Origin of the sequence: Micromonospora sp. WMMD723 (genome assembly GCF_049863385.1) — a bacterium.
GTDB lineage: Bacteria > Actinomycetota > Actinomycetes > Mycobacteriales > Micromonosporaceae > Micromonospora > Micromonospora wenchangensis.
This window is the reverse complement of the sequence record NZ_JBMKNR010000001.1, coordinates 3,736,867-3,752,492: the sequence shown is the minus strand read 5'-3', so window position 1 is coordinate 3,752,492 and position 15,626 is coordinate 3,736,867. Positions and strand designations below refer to the sequence as shown.

General features: G+C 72.1%; 15 protein-coding genes and 2 pseudogenes. 5 read left to right on the top strand and 12 right to left on the bottom strand.

Translation table 11 applies throughout. The features are described 5' to 3' along the window. Nucleotides 1–45: 45 nt before the first annotated feature. A complete protein-coding gene (gene miaB, locus ACN261_RS16955; RefSeq protein WP_421486323.1) occupies nt 46–1,560 on the bottom strand; it encodes a tRNA (N6-isopentenyl adenosine(37)-C2)-methylthiotransferase MiaB in 1,515 nt (504 codons plus the stop codon). Nucleotides 1,561–1,627: 67 nt separating this feature from the next. On the opposite strand from miaB, the gene ACN261_RS16950 reads away from it, so the two are divergent. After that, on the top strand, nt 1,628–1,852 hold the full coding sequence (locus tag ACN261_RS16950) for a DUF2277 family protein (RefSeq protein ID WP_363793807.1): 225 nt from the start codon (nt 1,628–1,630) through the stop codon (nt 1,850–1,852). 75 nt (nt 1,853–1,927) lie between these two features. Here ACN261_RS16950 and ACN261_RS16945 read toward each other — a convergent pair whose 3' ends face one another. Both ACN261_RS16945 and selD read right to left on the bottom strand, forming a co-directional pair. After that, on the bottom strand, nt 1,928–2,407 hold the full coding sequence (locus ACN261_RS16945; protein ID WP_421486319.1) for a hypothetical protein: 480 nt from the start codon (nt 2,405–2,407) through the stop codon (nt 1,928–1,930). A gap of 257 nt (nt 2,408–2,664) precedes the next feature. Continuing rightward, complete coding sequence (gene selD, locus ACN261_RS16940) at nt 2,665–3,654, bottom strand: selenide, water dikinase SelD (RefSeq protein WP_425851007.1); 990 nt, start codon at nt 3,652–3,654, stop codon at nt 2,665–2,667. A 197-nt stretch (nt 3,655–3,851) separates the two neighbouring features. Between selD and ACN261_RS16935 the strand changes: the two genes are divergently transcribed. From ACN261_RS16935 to ACN261_RS16920, 4 genes are read left to right on the top strand one after another with little or no spacing between them, the layout of a single operon-like run. Then, entirely contained in the window at nt 3,852–4,607 is a 756-nt protein-coding gene (locus ACN261_RS16935) for an amino acid ABC transporter ATP-binding protein (RefSeq protein ID WP_357758863.1), read from the top strand. A 57-nt stretch (nt 4,608–4,664) separates the two neighbouring features. Then, nucleotides 4,665–5,543: a glutamate ABC transporter substrate-binding protein gene (locus ACN261_RS16930; RefSeq protein ID WP_281899617.1), complete on the top strand. Its 879-nt coding sequence runs from the start codon at nt 4,665–4,667 to the stop codon at nt 5,541–5,543. A 39-nt stretch (nt 5,544–5,582) separates the two neighbouring features. After that, a complete protein-coding gene (locus ACN261_RS16925) occupies nt 5,583–6,290 on the top strand; it encodes an amino acid ABC transporter permease (protein ID WP_204956995.1) in 708 nt (235 codons plus the stop codon). Next, the gene (locus ACN261_RS16920; RefSeq protein ID WP_425851004.1) at nt 6,287–7,255 is read left to right on the top strand and encodes an amino acid ABC transporter permease; all 969 of its coding nucleotides are present in this window, start codon (nt 6,287–6,289) and stop codon (nt 7,253–7,255) included. Before ACN261_RS16925 ends, ACN261_RS16920 begins: the two co-directional genes overlap by 4 nt. Nucleotides 7,256–7,318: 63 nt before the next feature. Here ACN261_RS16920 and rny read toward each other — a convergent pair whose 3' ends face one another. From rny to ACN261_RS16875, 9 genes and pseudogenes are all read right to left on the bottom strand, one after another. Next, a complete protein-coding gene (gene rny / locus ACN261_RS16915; protein ID WP_425851002.1) occupies nt 7,319–9,085 on the bottom strand; it encodes a ribonuclease Y in 1,767 nt (588 codons plus the stop codon). A 545-nt stretch (nt 9,086–9,630) separates the two neighbouring features. Continuing rightward, nucleotides 9,631–10,335 (bottom strand): 3-keto-5-aminohexanoate cleavage protein, encoded by a 705-nt coding sequence (locus ACN261_RS16910; RefSeq protein WP_421486312.1) that lies wholly within the window; start codon nt 10,333–10,335, stop codon nt 9,631–9,633. Between the two features lie 2 nt (nt 10,336–10,337). Then, nucleotides 10,338–11,051, bottom strand: coding sequence for a regulatory protein RecX (locus ACN261_RS16905; RefSeq protein ID WP_421486310.1), 714 nt, complete (start codon nt 11,049–11,051; stop codon nt 10,338–10,340). 14 nt (nt 11,052–11,065) lie between these two features. Continuing rightward, a complete protein-coding gene (locus ACN261_RS16900; RefSeq protein ID WP_372445910.1) occupies nt 11,066–11,566 on the bottom strand; it encodes a hypothetical protein in 501 nt (166 codons plus the stop codon). Nucleotides 11,567–11,737: 171 nt separating this feature from the next. Beyond that, nucleotides 11,738–12,310 (bottom strand): annotated as a pseudogene (locus ACN261_RS16895) (LAGLIDADG endonuclease); the annotation flags it as partial. A gap of 42 nt (nt 12,311–12,352) precedes the next feature. Further along, nucleotides 12,353–13,204, bottom strand: a pseudogene (gene recA / locus ACN261_RS16890) (recombinase RecA); the annotation flags it as partial. A gap of 184 nt (nt 13,205–13,388) precedes the next feature. Then, nucleotides 13,389–13,589, bottom strand: a complete 201-nt coding sequence (locus tag ACN261_RS16885) for a DUF3046 domain-containing protein (protein ID WP_088647147.1) — start codon at nt 13,587–13,589, stop codon at nt 13,389–13,391. 4 nt (nt 13,590–13,593) lie between these two features. Further along, a complete protein-coding gene (locus ACN261_RS16880; RefSeq protein WP_425850999.1) occupies nt 13,594–14,907 on the bottom strand; it encodes an MFS transporter in 1,314 nt (437 codons plus the stop codon). Between the two features lie 141 nt (nt 14,908–15,048). Continuing rightward, nucleotides 15,049–15,573 (bottom strand): hypothetical protein, encoded by a 525-nt coding sequence (locus tag ACN261_RS16875; protein WP_425850997.1) that lies wholly within the window; start codon nt 15,571–15,573, stop codon nt 15,049–15,051. Between the last annotated feature and the right edge of the window lie 53 nt (nt 15,574–15,626).

The window sequence follows — 15,626 nt, the reverse complement described above, 5'->3', positions numbered from 1 at the left end:
CGGGCACCGGTCGGGGTCCGCCGGTGGCGGGCCCCGACCGGGGCGTCAGTGCGCGGCGCAGCCGGTCGTCGGCGCGGGCGGCACGGCCGGCGCGCCGACCGTGGGCAGTCCGAGCAACACCCCGGGGGTACGCGGGGCGCGGCCCGCCTCGGCGGCGTCCCCGGCCCGGGTGCGCCGGTGTGCCAGCGGCACGCCGTCGGCGTTGAGGTGGTGCGGGGCGGCGTAGGTGACCGTGGTGTGCACGATGTCGCCCGGCCGGACGGTGCCGGCCGCGCCCGGCTCACCGGGCGCGCCCATGGCGAAGTGCACCAGGCGGCCGTCGCGGGCCCGGCCGGAGAGCCGGCCGGTGCGGTCGTCCTTGCGCCCCTCGCCGACGGCGACCAGCACCTCGACGGTCTCGCCGACCAGACGCCTGTTCTCCGCCCAGGTGATCTCCTCGACGCAGGCGATCAGCCGCTCGTAGCGTTCCTGCACGACCTGCTTGGGCAGTTGGCCGTCCATGGTCGCGGCGGGGGTGCCGGGGCGCTTGGAGTACTGGAAGGTGAACGCCGACGAGAAGCGGGCCGCGCGGACCACGTCGAGGGTCCGCTCGAAGTCCGCCTCGGTCTCGCCGGGGAAGCCGACGATGATGTCGGTGGTGATCGCCGCGTCGGGCATCGCCGCGCGGACCTTCTCGATGATGCCGAGGTAGCGCTCCGACCGGTACGAGCGGCGCATCGCCTTCAGCACGTCGTCCGAGCCGGACTGCAACGGCATGTGCAGCGAGTGGCAGACGTTGGGGGTCTCGGCCATCGCGGCGATCACGTCGTCGGTGAAGTCCTTCGGGTGCGGGCTGGTGAACCGGACCCGTTCCAACCCGTCGATCTCACCTGTAGCGCGCAGCAGCTTGCCGAAGGCGTACCGGTCGCCGAACTCGACGCCGTAGGAGTTGACGTTCTGCCCGAGCAGGGTCACCTCCAGCACGCCCTCGGCGACCAGCGCGCGCACCTCGGCGAGGACGTCACCGGGGCGGCGGTCCTTCTCCCTGCCGCGCAGCGAGGGCACGATGCAGAACGTGCAGGTGTTGTTGCAGCCCACCGAGATCGACACCCAGCCGGCGTACGTCGACTCGCGCCGGGTCGGCAGGGTGGACGGGAAGACGTCGAGGGATTCGAGGATCTCCACCTCGGCGGCGGTGTTGTGCCGGGCCCGTTCCAGCAGCACCGGCAGCGAGCCGATGTTGTGGGTGCCGAAGACCACGTCCACCCAGGGGGCCTTGCGGACGATGTCGCCGCGGTCCTTCTGGGCCAGGCAGCCGCCGACGGCGATCTGCATCCCGGGGTGCCGGTCCTTCACGGGGCGCAGGTGACCGAGGTTGCCGTAGAGCCGGTTGTCGGCGTTCTCCCGGACGGCGCAGGTGTTGAACACCACCACGTCCGGGTTGTCGTCGGCCTCAGCGAGCCGCACGTAACCGGCCTGTTCCAGCAGGCCGGAGATGCGCTCGGAGTCGTGCACGTTCATCTGGCAGCCGTACGTGCGCACCTGGTAGGTGCGCGGGCTGCCCGCGGCTGCGGTAGTCATGACGTGCACAGCGTATCCGGGCCGACCGACCCGGGCCGACCGGGAAGACCCCGACGATGGAGGAACCATGTGCCGGAGCATCAAGACCCTGCGCGAGCCGTACGTCCCGACGGTCACCCCTGCCGACATCGAGGCGGCGGCGTTGCAGTACGTGCGGAAGGTGTCCGGTTTCCGGGCCCCGGCGGCGCACAACGCGGCGGCGTTCGAGGCGGCGGTGCAGGCGGTCACCGCCGCCACCGCGACCCTGCTCGACCAGTTGCAGGTCCGCAGCACCCGCCCGACCGCCCCCTGACCCCGGCGCACCGGCCCGGATCGGACCGCGGCGGGGCCGGATCGGACCGCGGCGGGGCCGGGTCGGGCGGGGCGGTCAGGCGGCGGCGAGGGCCGGGTTGACCGAGTCCGGCGCCCAGCGCGACCGGCCGCACCGCGACCAGCCCCGGCAGCCCGGGTGCGCCAGGGTGCAGAGCCGGCGGGCGGAGAGCACCTCGCCGTCGTCGGTCTCGGTGATCGCGAAGTGCACCGGGCGGATCGTGCCGTCCGGGGCGACCAGCAGGTGCCGGCCGGCGTCGAGGGTGTCGTCGGCCAGCAGGCAGTCCCGGTCGAGCAGCCGGGCCAGCGCGGCGATCGCGCTCAACTCGTGCAACGACTCGGGTACGCCGTAGCAGTCGACGATCGTCCCGAACTCCCCCGGGGCCTCCCAGACGTCGCAGATCACCGCGTACGTGGGCAGCCGGGCCGGGTCAGCCACGGCCAGGGGCATCACCACCCGGCCGAGGGCCTCGGCCAGCGCCGGGTACGCCTCCTCGGGTGCGATCCCGTCGATTCTCCAGTTCCACAGCTCGGTCATGCCGCCTCCTCGCTGCGTTCGTCCCACCGGCCTCCGGATCGGGCCTTAATGACGATGGTGGGGGGCATATGACCTCAGCCGGGGACAAGTTACCGGTCTGTGACCATTCCGGGCAAAATTTCCTGACGCTCCGCTGCGCCGAGTAGCGGGAAAATGACAGTTTATCGGGTACGGTGCCCCGCCACCGTCGTCGTCCGCGCCGCCGGTCCGGGCCACCCGGCCCGCACCGGGGCGGATGGCACCGCGCGGCCGGCGCATCAGCGGACGACGACCATCGACTCCCCCCGGGGCAGCAGCTCGCCGATCACCGTGCCACCGGGCACCTCGCCGGCCAGCAGCAGCCCGCCGGAGGTCTGCGCGTCGGCCAGCAGCAGCCGGTCGGCCTCACCCGCCGACCCGAACCCGGTCCACGGGCTGACCCAGTCCAGGTTGCGTCGGGTGCCGCCGCTGACGTGCCCGTCGCGCGCCGCCTGGCGGGCACCGGGCAGGTAGGGCACCCGGGCGGCGTCGATCGCCACCGTCAGGCCACTGGCGCGGGCCAGCTTCGAGGCGTGCCCGAGCAGCCCGAAACCGGTCACGTCGGTGCCGCAGCGGATGCCGGCCGCGACGGCGGCGCGCGCCGCGTCCCGGTTGAGCGTGGTCATCGACGCCACCGCCTCGGCGGAGACCTCACCGGTGGCCTTGTGCCTGGTGTTCAGCACCCCGACGCCGAGCGGCTTGGTCAGCGACAGCGGCGACCCGGCCCGGCCGGCGTCCAGGGTGATCAGCTCGTCGGGGCGGACCAGCCCGGTCACGGCCAGCCCGTACTTGGGGCCGTCGTCGTCGACGCTGTGCCCGCCGGCCAGGTGGCAGCCGGCCTCCCGGGCCACGTCCTGCCCGCCGCGCAGCACCTCCCGGGCCAGCTCCAGCGGGAGGGTGTCCCGGGGCCAGCAGAGCAGGTTGATGGCGACCAGCGGGGTGCCGCCCATGGCGTACACGTCGGACAGGGCGTTCGCGGCGGCGATCCGCCCCCAGTCGTAGGCGTCGTCGACGACCGGGGTGAAGAAGTCGGCGGTGGTGACCAGGCCGGTGCGCCCGTCCAGCCGGACCACCGCGGCGTCGTCGCCGTGGTCCAGGCCGACCAGCAGCTCGGCCGTGCCGGTGGCCGGCCCGAGCCCGGCGACCATCGCCTCCAGCTCCCCCGGTGGGATCTTGCAGGCGCAGCCGCCGCCACGCGCGTACTCGGTCAGGCGGACCCGGTCGGTCATCCCCCCATGATCTCCGTCACCCCGCCGCGCCGCCACCTGACGGCCCGGCGGAGTGACGGAATTCGGACGTCGGCGCACACCCGACACCGGTGTTACCTCTCCGTGACCCGTTGGGTTGCGATCCGCCACGCCGCCCCGCCTACAGTGGCCCAACCGGGGGTCGACCGACCCCGCTTTCCGGTACGACGACAGGGACGGTGGACGACGTGGCGACCGGCGAACCGCTGATCGTGCTGGACAAGGTCAACAAGTGGTTCGGCCCCCTGCACGTGCTCGACGACGTGTCACTCTCGGTGGGCAAGGGCGAGGTCGTGGTGGTGATCGGGCCGTCCGGCTCGGGCAAGTCGACGCTCTGCCGGACGATCAACCGGCTGGAGCCGATCAACGACGGGACGATCACCTTCGACGGCCGGCCGCTGCCGGCCGAGGGCCGGGCGCTGGCGAAGCTGCGCAGCGAGGTCGGCATGGTCTTCCAGTCGTTCAACCTCTTCGCCCACAAGACCATCCTGGAGAACGTCACCCTCGGGCCGGTCAAGGTCCGCAAGGAGAAGCCGGCCGCCGCCCGCGAGCGCGGCCTGGCCCTGCTCGACCGGGTCGGCATCGCCAACCAGGCCGACAAGTACCCGGCCCAGCTCTCCGGCGGCCAGCAGCAGCGGGCGGCGATCGCCCGCGCGCTGGCCATGCAGCCCAAGGCGATGCTCTTCGACGAGCCGACCAGCGCGCTCGACCCGGAGATGGTCGGCGAGGTGCTCGACGTGATGACCTCGCTGGCGAGCGAGGGCATGACCATGGTGGTGGTGACCCACGAGATGGGCTTCGCCCGACACGCCGCCAACCGGGTGATCTTCATGGCCGACGGGCAGCTCGTCGAGGACGCCCCGCCGACGGAGTTCTTCGCCAACCCGCGCAGCGAACGGGCCCGGGACTTCCTCTCCAAGATCCTCACGCACTAGGCGTCCGTAGTGGAGCGCGCCGGTCACCGGTGCATTCCGACGAAGAAGGAGTTCAGTATGCGTATGAAGCGCGTGGCGGCAGTCGCCGCGGCGGCCACCCTGGCGCTCGGTCTGGCCGCCTGCGGTGGCGACGACGCCGACGAGGGCACCGGCGCCGGCAGCAAGTCCTTCGCCGCCGGCAGCACCATGGAGAAGCTCAACAAGGCGCAGAAGATCAAGATCGGCACCAAGTTCGACCAGCCCGGCTTCGGCCAGAAGGGCCTGTCGGGCAAGCCGGAGGGCTTCGACGTCGAGGTCGCCAAGCTCATCGTCAAGGAGCTGGGCATCCCTGAGGACAAGATCGAGTACGTCGAGACGCCGTCGAAGGTCCGTGAGGACGCCATCGTCAACGGCACCGTCGACCTGGTCGCGGCGACCTACACGATCAACGACAAGCGCAAGGAGCGGATCGCCTTCGCGGGGCCGTACTACGAGGCCGGCCAGAACATCCTGGTCAAGAAGGACGACACCACCATCACCGGGCCGGACTCCTTCAAGGACGGCACCAAGAAGGTCTGCTCGGTGACCGGGTCCACCCCGGCCGAGGAGATCAAGAAGTACATCAAGGACGTCGGCACCCAGCTGGTGCTCTTCGACACCTACCCCAAGTGCCGCGACGCCCTCAAGGGTGGTCAGGTCGACGCCGTCACCACCGACAACGTGATCCTGCTCGGCTACATCGCCGAGGACGAGGCGTCGTTCAAGCTGGCCGGGGACAACTTCACCAAGGAGCCGTACGGCATCGGGGTGAAGAAGGAGGACAACGACTTCCGCACCTTCATCAACGACACGCTGGAGAAGGCGTTCAACGACGGCAGCTGGAAGAAGGCCTGGGACGACACCGCCGGCAAGTTCGGCGCGGAGCTGGGCAGCGCGCCCACCATCAACCGCTACTGATCTGACCTCGATCTGGAGGGTGGGGAGGAACACCGACCCGTGAGTGTGCTCATCGACAAGTTCGACGTCTTCGCGGGTGGTTTCTGGCTCACCCTCCAGATCTGCGTCCTCGCCGCGATCGGCGCCCTGATCCTGGGCGCCGTCATGGCGGTGCTCCGCATCTCGCCGGTGCCGCCGCTGCGCGCCGTCGGCACCGCGTACGTGAACATCTTCCGGAACATGCCGCTGACCGTGGTGATGTTCTTCGCCGCCTTCGGCCTGCCGGCGCTCGGCTCCAACGCCGACTTCCTGCGCGTCCCCGTGCTGGACTCGCTGTTCACCCGGCTCGGCACCGACCTGCCGTACTTCCGTTTCGCGCTGCTCGCCCTGGTGCTCTACACCGCCGCGTTCGTCTGCGAGGCGCTGCGCTCCGGGGTCAACGCGGTGCCGCCGGGTCAGGCCGAGGCCGCCCGCTCGCTCGGCCTGACCTTCGGCCAGAACCTGCGGCACGTGGTGCTGCCGCAGTCCTGGAAGGCGTCGGTGGTGCCGCTCGGCTCGGTGATCATCGCGATGATCAAAAACTCGGCGCTGATCGGCTTCTTCGGCGTGGTCGGCGACCTGTCCCAGAGCGCCGACCAGCTCACCTCCGCCGAGGGCTACGCCTTCATCCCGGTCGCCATCGGCATCTCGATCGGCTACCTGATCATGACCGTGCCGCTCGGCGCACTGCTCGACCGGCTGGAGAAGCGACAGGCGGTGGCCCGATGAGTCAGCAGACCAGCGTCCTGTACGACGTCCCCGGCCCGCGCCAGCGCCGGATCACCCTGATCAGCAGCATCGTCGCCACCGTGCTGCTGGCCGTCGGCGCGTACTTCCTGATCTACCGCCCGCTGGACGACAAGGGCCAGTTCTCGATGGAGCTGTGGGGGCCGCTGGTCGACCCCTCCCACGAGAACTTCTCCCAGGTCTGGGACCGGATCGGCTTCGGGCTGAAGAACACCCTCACCGCCGCCGTGCTGGCCATCATCGCCTCGCTGGTGGTCGGCACCCTGCTCGCGATCCTCCGCATCCAGCTCAAGAGCCTCACCCGGCGACGCTTCACCGGGATGGCCACCCCGGTGGCCTACCTGCTGCGCGGGCTCAGCACCGTGCTCTCGGCGGTCACCCGGGTCTGCGTCGAGGTGTTCCGGGGCCTGCCGGTGGTGCTCACCATCTTCTTCGTGGCCCGGGGCTTCCCCGAGTTCGGCATCTCCTTCGACACGCTGTGGTACCTGGTCATCGGCCTGACCGTCTACAACTCCGTGGTCATCGCCGAGATCCTCCGGTCCGGCATGGAGGGGCTGCCGGGCGGGCAGGCCGAGGCCGCCGCCGCGATCGGCCTCTCCCCCGCCCAGACCACCCGGATGATCCTGCTCCCGCAGGCGTTCCGGATCATGCTGCCGGCGCTGATCAGCCAGCTCGTCGTGGTACTCAAGGACACCTCGCTGGGCTTCATCATCAGCTACGAGGAGACCCTCAACATCGGCAAGCAGATCATCGGCGTGCTGGACAACCCGATCCAGGTCTACGTGGTGATCGCCGCACTGTTCATCCTGGCCAACTACTCGCTGTCGAAGCTGGCCCAGTTCGTCCAGCGCCGGCTCTCCCGGGGCCGCAAGTCCGTCGGGAAGGCAACCCCGCCGCCCCCGGCCGCCGCGCTCGCCTCCCAGGCGGAGGGCGCGGGCGGCATCTGAACCACCCCGCACGCGACGAGGGCCGGCCCGGAGATCCGGGCCGGCCCTCGCGGTCGTACGGGGTCAGCGGGCGATCTCGGTGACCCGGGACTCCCGGACCACCGTCACCCGGATCTGACCCGGGTAGGTCAGCTCCTCCTCGATCTGCTTGGCCACGTCCCGGGCGAGGACCGCCGCGCCGATGTCGTCGACGTCGTCCGGCTTGACCATCACCCGGATCTCCCGGCCCGCCTGCATCGCGAAGACCTTCTCCACGCCGAGCTTGCCGGCGGCGATCTCCTCGATCCGTTCCAGCCGCTTGACGTACGCCTCCAGGCTCTCCCGCCGGGCCCCCGGCCGCCCGCCCGAGCACGCGTCGGAGGCCTGGGTGAGGACCGCCTCGATGGTCTGCGGCGGCACCTCGTTGTGGTGCGCCTCGATGGCGTGCACCACGTCCTCGCTCTCGCCGTACTTGCGGGCCAGGTCGGCGCCGATGATGGCGTGACTGCCCTCCACCTCGTGGGTGAGCGCCTTGCCGATGTCGTGCAGGAACGCCGACCGCTTGATCGTCGGCACGTCCAACCGCAGCTCGGCGGCCATGATCCCGGCGATGTGCGCGGTCTCCACCAGGTGCTTGAGCACGTTCTGCCCGTACGACGTGCGGTAGCGCAGCCGGCCGAGCAGGGTGACCAGCTCGGGGTGGATCTCGGTGATACCCACCTCGACCAGGGCGTCCTCGGCGGCCCGGTGGCACAGCTCTTCCACCTCCTGCCGGGCCAGGTCGTGCACCTCCTCGATCCGGTGCGGGTGGATGCGCCCGTCGAGGACCAGCTTCTCCAGGGTGAGCCGGCCGACCTCGCGGCGCACCGGGTCGAAGCAGGACAGCAGCACCGCCTCGGGGGTGTCGTCGATGATCAGGTTGACCCCGGTCACCGACTCGAAGGCGCGGATGTTGCGCCCCTCCCGGCCGATGATCCGCCCCTTCATCTCGTCCCCCGGCAGGTGCAGCACGCTGACCACGCTCTCCGCGGTCTGCTCGCTGGCCACCCGCTGGATGGCGTCCACCACGATGTGCCGGGCGCGCTGCTCGGCGGTGTTGCGGGCGTCGGACTCGATGTCCCGCACCAGCAGCGCCGCCTCCCGCTTCGCCTGCGTCTCGATCGCCTCGATCAGCTCGGTGCGGGCCGAGTCGGCGGTGAGCCCGGCGACGCGTTCCAGTTCCCGCCGGCGCTGCTCCTCGGCCACCGTCAGGGCGGCCTCCCGGGCGGTGACCGCCGCCTCCCGCTCGGCCAGCGCGGCGCTGGCGGCGGTGAGCTGCCGCTCCCGTTCGGCCAGCCGCTCCACCTCCTCGGTGTGCAGCCGCTCCCGCTCGTCCATCCGGGCGGCCCGGCGTTCCACCTCGGCCGCCTGCTCCCGCGTCGTCGCGGCGAGCACCGCCACCTCACGCTCACCGCTGCGCCGGGCGGCGGCCCGTAGCTGCTCGGCGTCCGCCTCGGCCTGTTTGTGGGCCCGCTCCAGGACGGTGTCCGCCTCGGCGCGGGCGTCGTCGAGGACCCGGCGGGCCTCCGCGCGGGCCGACTTCGCCTCCGCCTTCGCCCCGGCCGCCTCCGCCCGCGCCGCCGAGGCGGCGGACTTCGCCACGTCGATGGTGCTGTTCACCTCGTCGGCGGCGCTGCGTAGCGCGGCCAGCGACTGTTCCTGCCGGTCCTTCTCCGCGATGAAGGCAGGATCGTCCGGGGCGGGGGCGGTGCCGATCCGACGCAGCGCCCGGACGCCGACCAGGACGACGCCGACCACGACGACGGCGAGGAGCCCGACGACGATCAGGAGCACCACGTCGAAGGTGCTCATGCCGGCGTCCCGTCACCCGGGCCGGTGGGCCGCAACACCGTGCCGGCGCGACCGTGCGCGCCACCACCTCCTGGGGACCCCCGGTCCCTGTGCCGACCAGCCATGGTCGCGCCTCCCCAAACGTCTACGCCGCAGGGGAACCGTGCCGACGGGCACGCCACCTCTGCGGCTCCGGACGCCCGACCGAGCGGCTGGCCGTGGGGATAGCTCTCCGTCGGCGATGCCCATGCGGCATCGCCGACAGCCGGGTGCAGTTGTCGGGTCGGCTCCGGACCGGCTGTCCGGAGGGACCGTCAAGGCCGGTGGAGCTGGCCAAAGTGATGCGGTTCTGTTACGCGATCTATGTTGTGCGCTTAGCCTGCGCTTGGTCGGGCAAAGTGAGCCTGTATGGCGAGGCTAGGTCGCGGGAGGCCGTTCGGTCAAGAACTCATGATCAAACCCCCCGAACGGAGAGAGTTGGCAACGTCACCCACTGGTGATCCAAATCCGGACACGGCGCTGCAAAAATCCCAAAAATCCGCAGTGGTGGGCCGGAACCGGTCGGGTCAGCGGGCACCCAGCGCACGGGCGCAGCCCGCCAGGGCGGCGTTGTCGGGGGCCGGTGAGCCGTCCGGCAGACGCAGGGTGTCCTCCAGACCGATCCGGGTGTCCAGACCCCGGCGGACCGCCTCCAGGAGCACCGGCCAGGTCGCCGGCCCCTCGCCGTGCAGCAGCACCGGAGGATCACCGGGGGCGAGGAGGGCGAGCATGTCGGCGGCGTCGGCCAGCGCCCGGTCCGGCTCGTCGGCCAGGCACTCGACCAGGACCCGCCCGGCGGGCACCCGCCAGCCCCGCCAGGCGCGGACCGCGTCCACCGTCCAGAGGCCGGCCTCGACCAGCACGTCCCGCCCGTGCAGGGTCGCCGCGACCGCCTCGGCACCGTCCTCGTGGGCGTTGACCGAGGCGAAGTCGGGTAGCACCGACCAGGCGCGGACGGCGGCGACCCGGTCGGCCGGGTCGGGTGCGATCCACGCGCCGGTGCTCACCCCCACCGGCAGCCCCGGCCGGGCGGCGCGGATCGCGGTCACCGCCTCGGCGATCACCGACGGCGACAGCGACTCGACACCGTAGGCGTCCCGGGGATGGACGTGCACCGCCGCCACCCCCAGCGCGGCACAGCGGACCGCGTCGGCGGCCAGTTCGGCCGCGGTCAGCGGCACGGCGGGGTGCTCGTCGCGCCGCCGCGCACCGTTGAGGGACGCCTTCCACACGGTCAGCCCCGTTCGCCCTCGGCGTCGGCCAGCGCGTCGGCGTCGATCTGCTCGGCGAACTCGGCCGCCTCGGCGCTCTGGGCGGCCAGGGCGTCCTTCACCGCCCGGATCGCCACCCCGGGCGGATAACCCTTGCGGGCGAGCATGCCGACCAGCCGGCGGAACACCGCGTCGGGCTCACCCCGGGCGGTCCGCAGCTTCCGGTCGACCAGGGCGCGGGCGGTCTGTGCCTCGGTCTCCTCGTCCAACTCGCCGAGCGCCTCGCTGGCCACCTCGCCGTCCACGCCACGCTGGCGCAGCTCGTTGGCCAGGGCCCGGCGGGCCAGCCCGCGACCGTTGTGCCGGCTGGAAACCCAGGCGCGGGCGAAGGCCGCGTCGTCGATGATGCCGACCTCGTCGTAGCGATCGAGCACCTGGGCGGACACCTCGTCGGAGATGCCCTTCTTCGCCAGCGCCCCGGCCAGCTCGGCCCGGGTCCGCGGGCGCACCGCGAGCTGCCGCAGGCAGATCTCCCGGGCCACCTCGCCCTCGTCCCGGACGGTCGGCTCGACCGGCCCCGACGCGTCCTCGTCGGCCCGCCCCCGGCGACCCCGACGGGGGCGGGGCCCACCGGCCCGGGTCGGATCGTCGGCGTCGGTGCGGAAGGGGTCGTCGGCACCCGCACGGGGTGGGGAGGCGTCCCACCCCCGCCCCGTGCGGGCGCGTCGTCCTGCCATCGGGGGGCGACCGGTCAGAAGTCGACGGGCGGCAGCTCAGGGCCACCGGCGGCGTCACCCGCGCCGACCCCGACCCCGAGCTTCTCCAGGATCTTCTTCTCGATCTCGGCGGCCACGTCCGGGTTCTCCTTCATGAACTCCCGGGCCTTCTCCTTACCCTGGCCGAGCTGGTCACCGTCGTAGGTGTACCAGGCGCCGGACTTGCGGATGATCGCCTGCTCGACGCCGACGTCGATCAGCGAGCCCTCGCGGGAGATGCCCTTGCCGTACATGATGTCGAACTCGGCCTGTTTGAACGGCGCGGCGACCTTGTTCTTCACGACCTTGACCCGGGTGCGGTTACCGACCACGTCGGTGCCGTCCTTGAGGCTCTCGATGCGGCGCACGTCGAGCCGGACCGAGGCGTAGAACTTCAGCGCCCGACCGCCGGTGGTGGTCTCGGGGCTGTTGTGCACCATGACCCCGTCGACGAAGTAGTTGTGGTTGCCCTCCACCTCGATGTCGAACCGGTTCATCGAGCGGGTCCTGGGCTTGACGTGCACGTCGATGATCCGGGCCGGCACCGGGGTGAGTTCCGCCGGGGCGAACTGCGGCTCGACCGCGCACCGCCCCTGGAACCGGGGAAGCAGCTTCGAGTGCATCGCCGCCGGCACGTACGGCGCAACCAGTTCCTGGAACCGGGCGGACGACGCCGTCGTGAAGATGATCGACGCGGTCCCCCGGGCGCCCCGGGAAACCAGCTTCACCTCCATGCCGTACGCGTCACGCAGATGCTCCACCAGCCGCTCACGGCTGCCTTCCGCCATCGCCTCGACGCAGATCTCGATCCGGCCGGAGCCACCGGCGGTGCGCTCCTGCACGCCCTTGGAGCGGACCGTGAAGCACCCGTCGTCCATGTACCACACAGCGAGGGCAAGCGGCGTGAGGGCCTTGAGGTAGTCCCAGCTGAGGTGCTTCCTGCCGTCGCCCAGGTAGACCGCACGACGCAACTCGTCCAGCTCGGGCAGGGGCGTGAAGTCGGCAAACGCGGCGCCGCGCTCGTCGGTGCGGCGGGAGTGGGTGATGTTGCCGAGCAGGGACACCTTCCAGTCGAGGTAGTCGACCTGCGCAGCGCCGTGCCCGAGGCGGAAACGGACACCGGAGCGGTCCGCCCGGTTGGGCGAGAGGGCACCGTCACCCATCAGCGAACCGAGCACGACCTGCCACTGCTGCTCACTCAGCCGCCGCGGCTCGGCCAGCATCACCCGGTCACCGGCGATCAGTTCGCCGGCCTCCCGCCAACCGCCGGGCGTGCGGATCAGGTGGTTGGCGGTGGCGGCGAACTGTGCACGGCCGTTGCCGCCCGACTTGGCCACGGTGAACTGGAGGAACTGCTCGGCGGGGCCGTTGTTGAACCAGTTGGTGATTCGCTTCGGCTCCACCCGGTCGGTTTCCGGGTTGTAGGAGAGAATCTCGACGTCCATCCGCTGATTGACGATCTTGCCGATCTTCTCCTGCGTGCCGTCGGCCAGGGTCACCCTGGTCGAGTACGACATACAGCCGAACATGACGCCGATCTTCTCGCGGAGCTGGTTGATGAAGATCGCCGTGGTGCCGGTGTTGTTGAGCACGCCGGTGATCTTCCGCAGCGCCTGGCTCATCAGCCGGGCCTGGAGACCGACGTGACTGTCGCCCATCTCGCCCTCGATCTCGGCGCGCGGCACCAGGGCCGCCACCGAGTCGATCACGATGATGTCGATCGCGCCGGAGCGGACCAGCATGTCGGTGATCTCCAGCGCCTGCTCGCCGGTGTCCGGCTGGGAGACCAGCAGGGCGTCGGTGTCGACACCGAGCGCCTTGGCGTAGTCGGGGTCGAGCGCGTGCTCGGCGTCGACGAAGGCGGCGATGCCGCCGGCCCGCTGGGCGTTGGCCACCGCGTGCAGGGCGACCGTGGTCTTACCGCTGGACTCGGGGCCGTAGATCTCGACGACCCGGCCCCGGGGCAGGCCGCCCACGCCGAGCGCCACGTCGAGCGCGATGGAACCGGTCGGGATGACCGAGGTCTGGACGACCGGACGCTCGCCCAGCCGCATCACCGACCCCTTGCCGAACTGCTTGTCGATCTGAGCGAGAGCAAGGTCGAGTGCCTTCTCCCGGTCGGGCCCTGCGGCCATGTTTGCCACTCCTGCCTTCGCCGGCGTCTTTCCTGAGCTTCGCGTCACGCGGACACGCTAGGCGCTGGGTCCGACAGAAAACCAGCCGACGGGCCGCGAGCTGTGGACGAGCACCCCGCTGTGGACAATAGCCGAACAGGTGTACGAGCCGGCAAGCGACACGCGGACGGGGTGCGACGGCAGCTCAGCGTAGTCGCGCGGGCACCCGGTCGGGGTACGCGGCGACCACCGCCCGCCACACCACGTGGGTCTGCTCGCCGGCCGCGAGGGCCTGTTCGATGGTCCGCCCGTCGAGTTGGGAGAGCACCTGGTCGCTGGCGATGCTGGCCGCGTAGCCCGACCCGAACGCCTCGTCCAGCCGGGTCCAGAAGTCGGTCAGCCGCACGTGATCACTCCTCCTCGTCGGGTGCCGTCGGTGGCACCCGCCGCAACGCTAGCGCCACCAGCGGCACCACCGCGATCGCCGCCAGCAGGGACAGGGTCGGATAACCCGCCACCCGCATGACAAACCCGCTGGCCGCCGCCGCGCCCGCCCCGGCCAGCCCCATCGTCAGGTCGGAGAGCCCCTGCACGCTGGGGCGTACCCGGGACGGCACCGCCTCGGACAGCAGCGTCGAACCGGCCACCATGGTCGCCGACCAGCCCAGCCCGAGCAGCGCCAGGCCGACCGAGAGGCGCGGCGTGTGGTGCCCGGCGGTGCCGGCGACCGCACAGGCCGCAAGCAGGGTGCCGACGCCGGTGAGGATCACCGCACGCCGGCCCCACCGGTCGGTGAGCCAACCCACCACCGGCGAGAACGCGTACATGCCGGCGATGTGCACGCTCAGCACGATGCCGACGACCCGCAGCACGTCCGCGTCGGAGTGCGACTCGCCGAGGCGTACCGGGGTCATCGCCATCACCGCGACCATCACCAGGTGGCCGACCGCGACGGCGACGATGCCCAGCCGGGCCGCCGGCCGGCGGCGCACCACCTGCCACGCCACCCGCATGCCGGCCCGCCGTGCGCCCGGCGCGGCTGTCGCCGGGGTGGCGGCCCCGGGCGGCGCACCCGCCTCGGCCGCCGCGAGCCGCCGCGCGGTCAGCAGCGGGTCGGGCCGCAGCAACAGCAGCAGTACGACCGCGGCCAGGCCGAACGCGACGGCACTGAACGCGAACGGGCCGGCCAGCGACGGCAGCCCCCGGGACCGGGTGACCCGGTCGGCGAGCGCGGCGAAGTTGGGGGCCGCCACCGAGCCGATGGTGGTGGCCCAGACGACCAGGGAGAGCTGCCGGCCCCGACGGGCCGGTTCGGCGAGGTCCACCGCCGTGTAGCGGGCCTGGAGGTTGGCCGCCGTGCCGCCGCCGAACAGCAGCATCCCGAGGAAGAGCAGCGGCACCCCGCCGGTGGCCGTGGCGAGCACCACCAGCAGCGCCCCGACCGCCCCGGTCAGGTAGGCCACCACCAGCCCCGGCCGCCGGCCGTGCCCGTTCATGATCCGGGTGACCGGTACGGCGAGCAGCGCCGCGCCGACCACCCCGCAGCTCTGCGCCAGCCCGGCCACGGCGGTGCCGGCGACCCGGGCCGCCAGCAGCGCCCCGACGGAGATCCCGATCGCCACCCCGACCCCACCGATGGTCTGGGTGGCGACGAGCAGCCGCAACGTACGTCGCTGGATCGGGGCGACGTCGGGCCGGGTGGGCACGCGCAGGTCGACGGTCATCGCAGCTCCTGGTCCGGGGAGGCCATCCTCGCGCAGCCGGCCACCCGTCCGCACGGGGTTCCCGGTGGGACCGCGGCCCGAACGGCGTCCCGGGTGACGGCAGGAGCCGCAGTCCGCCGGCCGGGGACGTGGTCCGGCCGGTCAGATCGGTGGGCGGGACACCTGCGAGATGCCGGCCAGCCGGCGGTCGAGCCGGCGCACCCGGCCGAGGGTGATCCCGGCGATGGTGAGCACGACCGCCAGGACCACGAGGAACGCCACCCCGGAGGCGGGCCGGTCGACGGTCGGGGCGAGTGCCGCCAGCCCGCCGAAGAGCGGGACGCCGCCCACCACAGCGATCAGCGCGCCCCGACGCGTCGCCGGGAGTTGGTCGACCATGGCCGCCCGGTCGGGCCCACCCGCCGGCACCACGCCCCGACGCAGCGCGACCAGGCTCCGGTCCTGCGACCGGGAGCGGGACACGGCGGCCATCAGGAACGGGAACAGCCCCCACACCACACCGGCCAACCCGGCCCGGACCAAGGCCAGCGGGACCGACCGGTCCGGGTCCTCGAAGAGCCGCAGCGGAAACCAGAGGGCGGTGGCGAAGGCCGCCGACAGGACGTACGGCCCGGGAGCACCGAGCCGGAGCAGCAGGTTACGACGTCCCGGCGTTCGTTCGGCCATGCCGTCCGGTTACCCGGTCAGGGCGGTAGGCATTCCCCTGTGGATCGTCTCCG

Coding starts and splice junctions, on each gene's coding strand:
- ACN261_RS16920 (WP_425851004.1), top strand. CDS start 6,287: ATGAGTCAGCAGACCAGCGTCCTGTACGACGTCCCCGGCCCGCGCCAG.
- ACN261_RS16875 (WP_425850997.1), bottom strand. CDS start 15,573: ATGGCCGAACGAACGCCGGGACGTCGTAACCTGCTGCTCCGGCTCGGT.
- ACN261_RS16945 (WP_421486319.1), bottom strand. CDS start 2,407: ATGACCGAGCTGTGGAACTGGAGAATCGACGGGATCGCACCCGAGGAG.
- miaB (WP_421486323.1), bottom strand. CDS start 1,560: ATGACTACCGCAGCCGCGGGCAGCCCGCGCACCTACCAGGTGCGCACG.
- ACN261_RS16950 (WP_363793807.1), top strand. CDS start 1,628: ATGTGCCGGAGCATCAAGACCCTGCGCGAGCCGTACGTCCCGACGGTC.
- ACN261_RS16905 (WP_421486310.1), bottom strand. CDS start 11,051: ATGGCAGGACGACGCGCCCGCACGGGGCGGGGGTGGGACGCCTCCCCA.
- ACN261_RS16880 (WP_425850999.1), bottom strand. CDS start 14,907: ATGACCGTCGACCTGCGCGTGCCCACCCGGCCCGACGTCGCCCCGATC.
- ACN261_RS16900 (WP_372445910.1), bottom strand. CDS start 11,566: ATGAACCGGTTCGACATCGAGGTGGAGGGCAACCACAACTACTTCGTC.
- selD (WP_425851007.1), bottom strand. CDS start 3,654: ATGACCGACCGGGTCCGCCTGACCGAGTACGCGCGTGGCGGCGGCTGC.
- ACN261_RS16930 (WP_281899617.1), top strand. CDS start 4,665: ATGCGTATGAAGCGCGTGGCGGCAGTCGCCGCGGCGGCCACCCTGGCG.
- rny (WP_425851002.1), bottom strand. CDS start 9,085: ATGAGCACCTTCGACGTGGTGCTCCTGATCGTCGTCGGGCTCCTCGCC.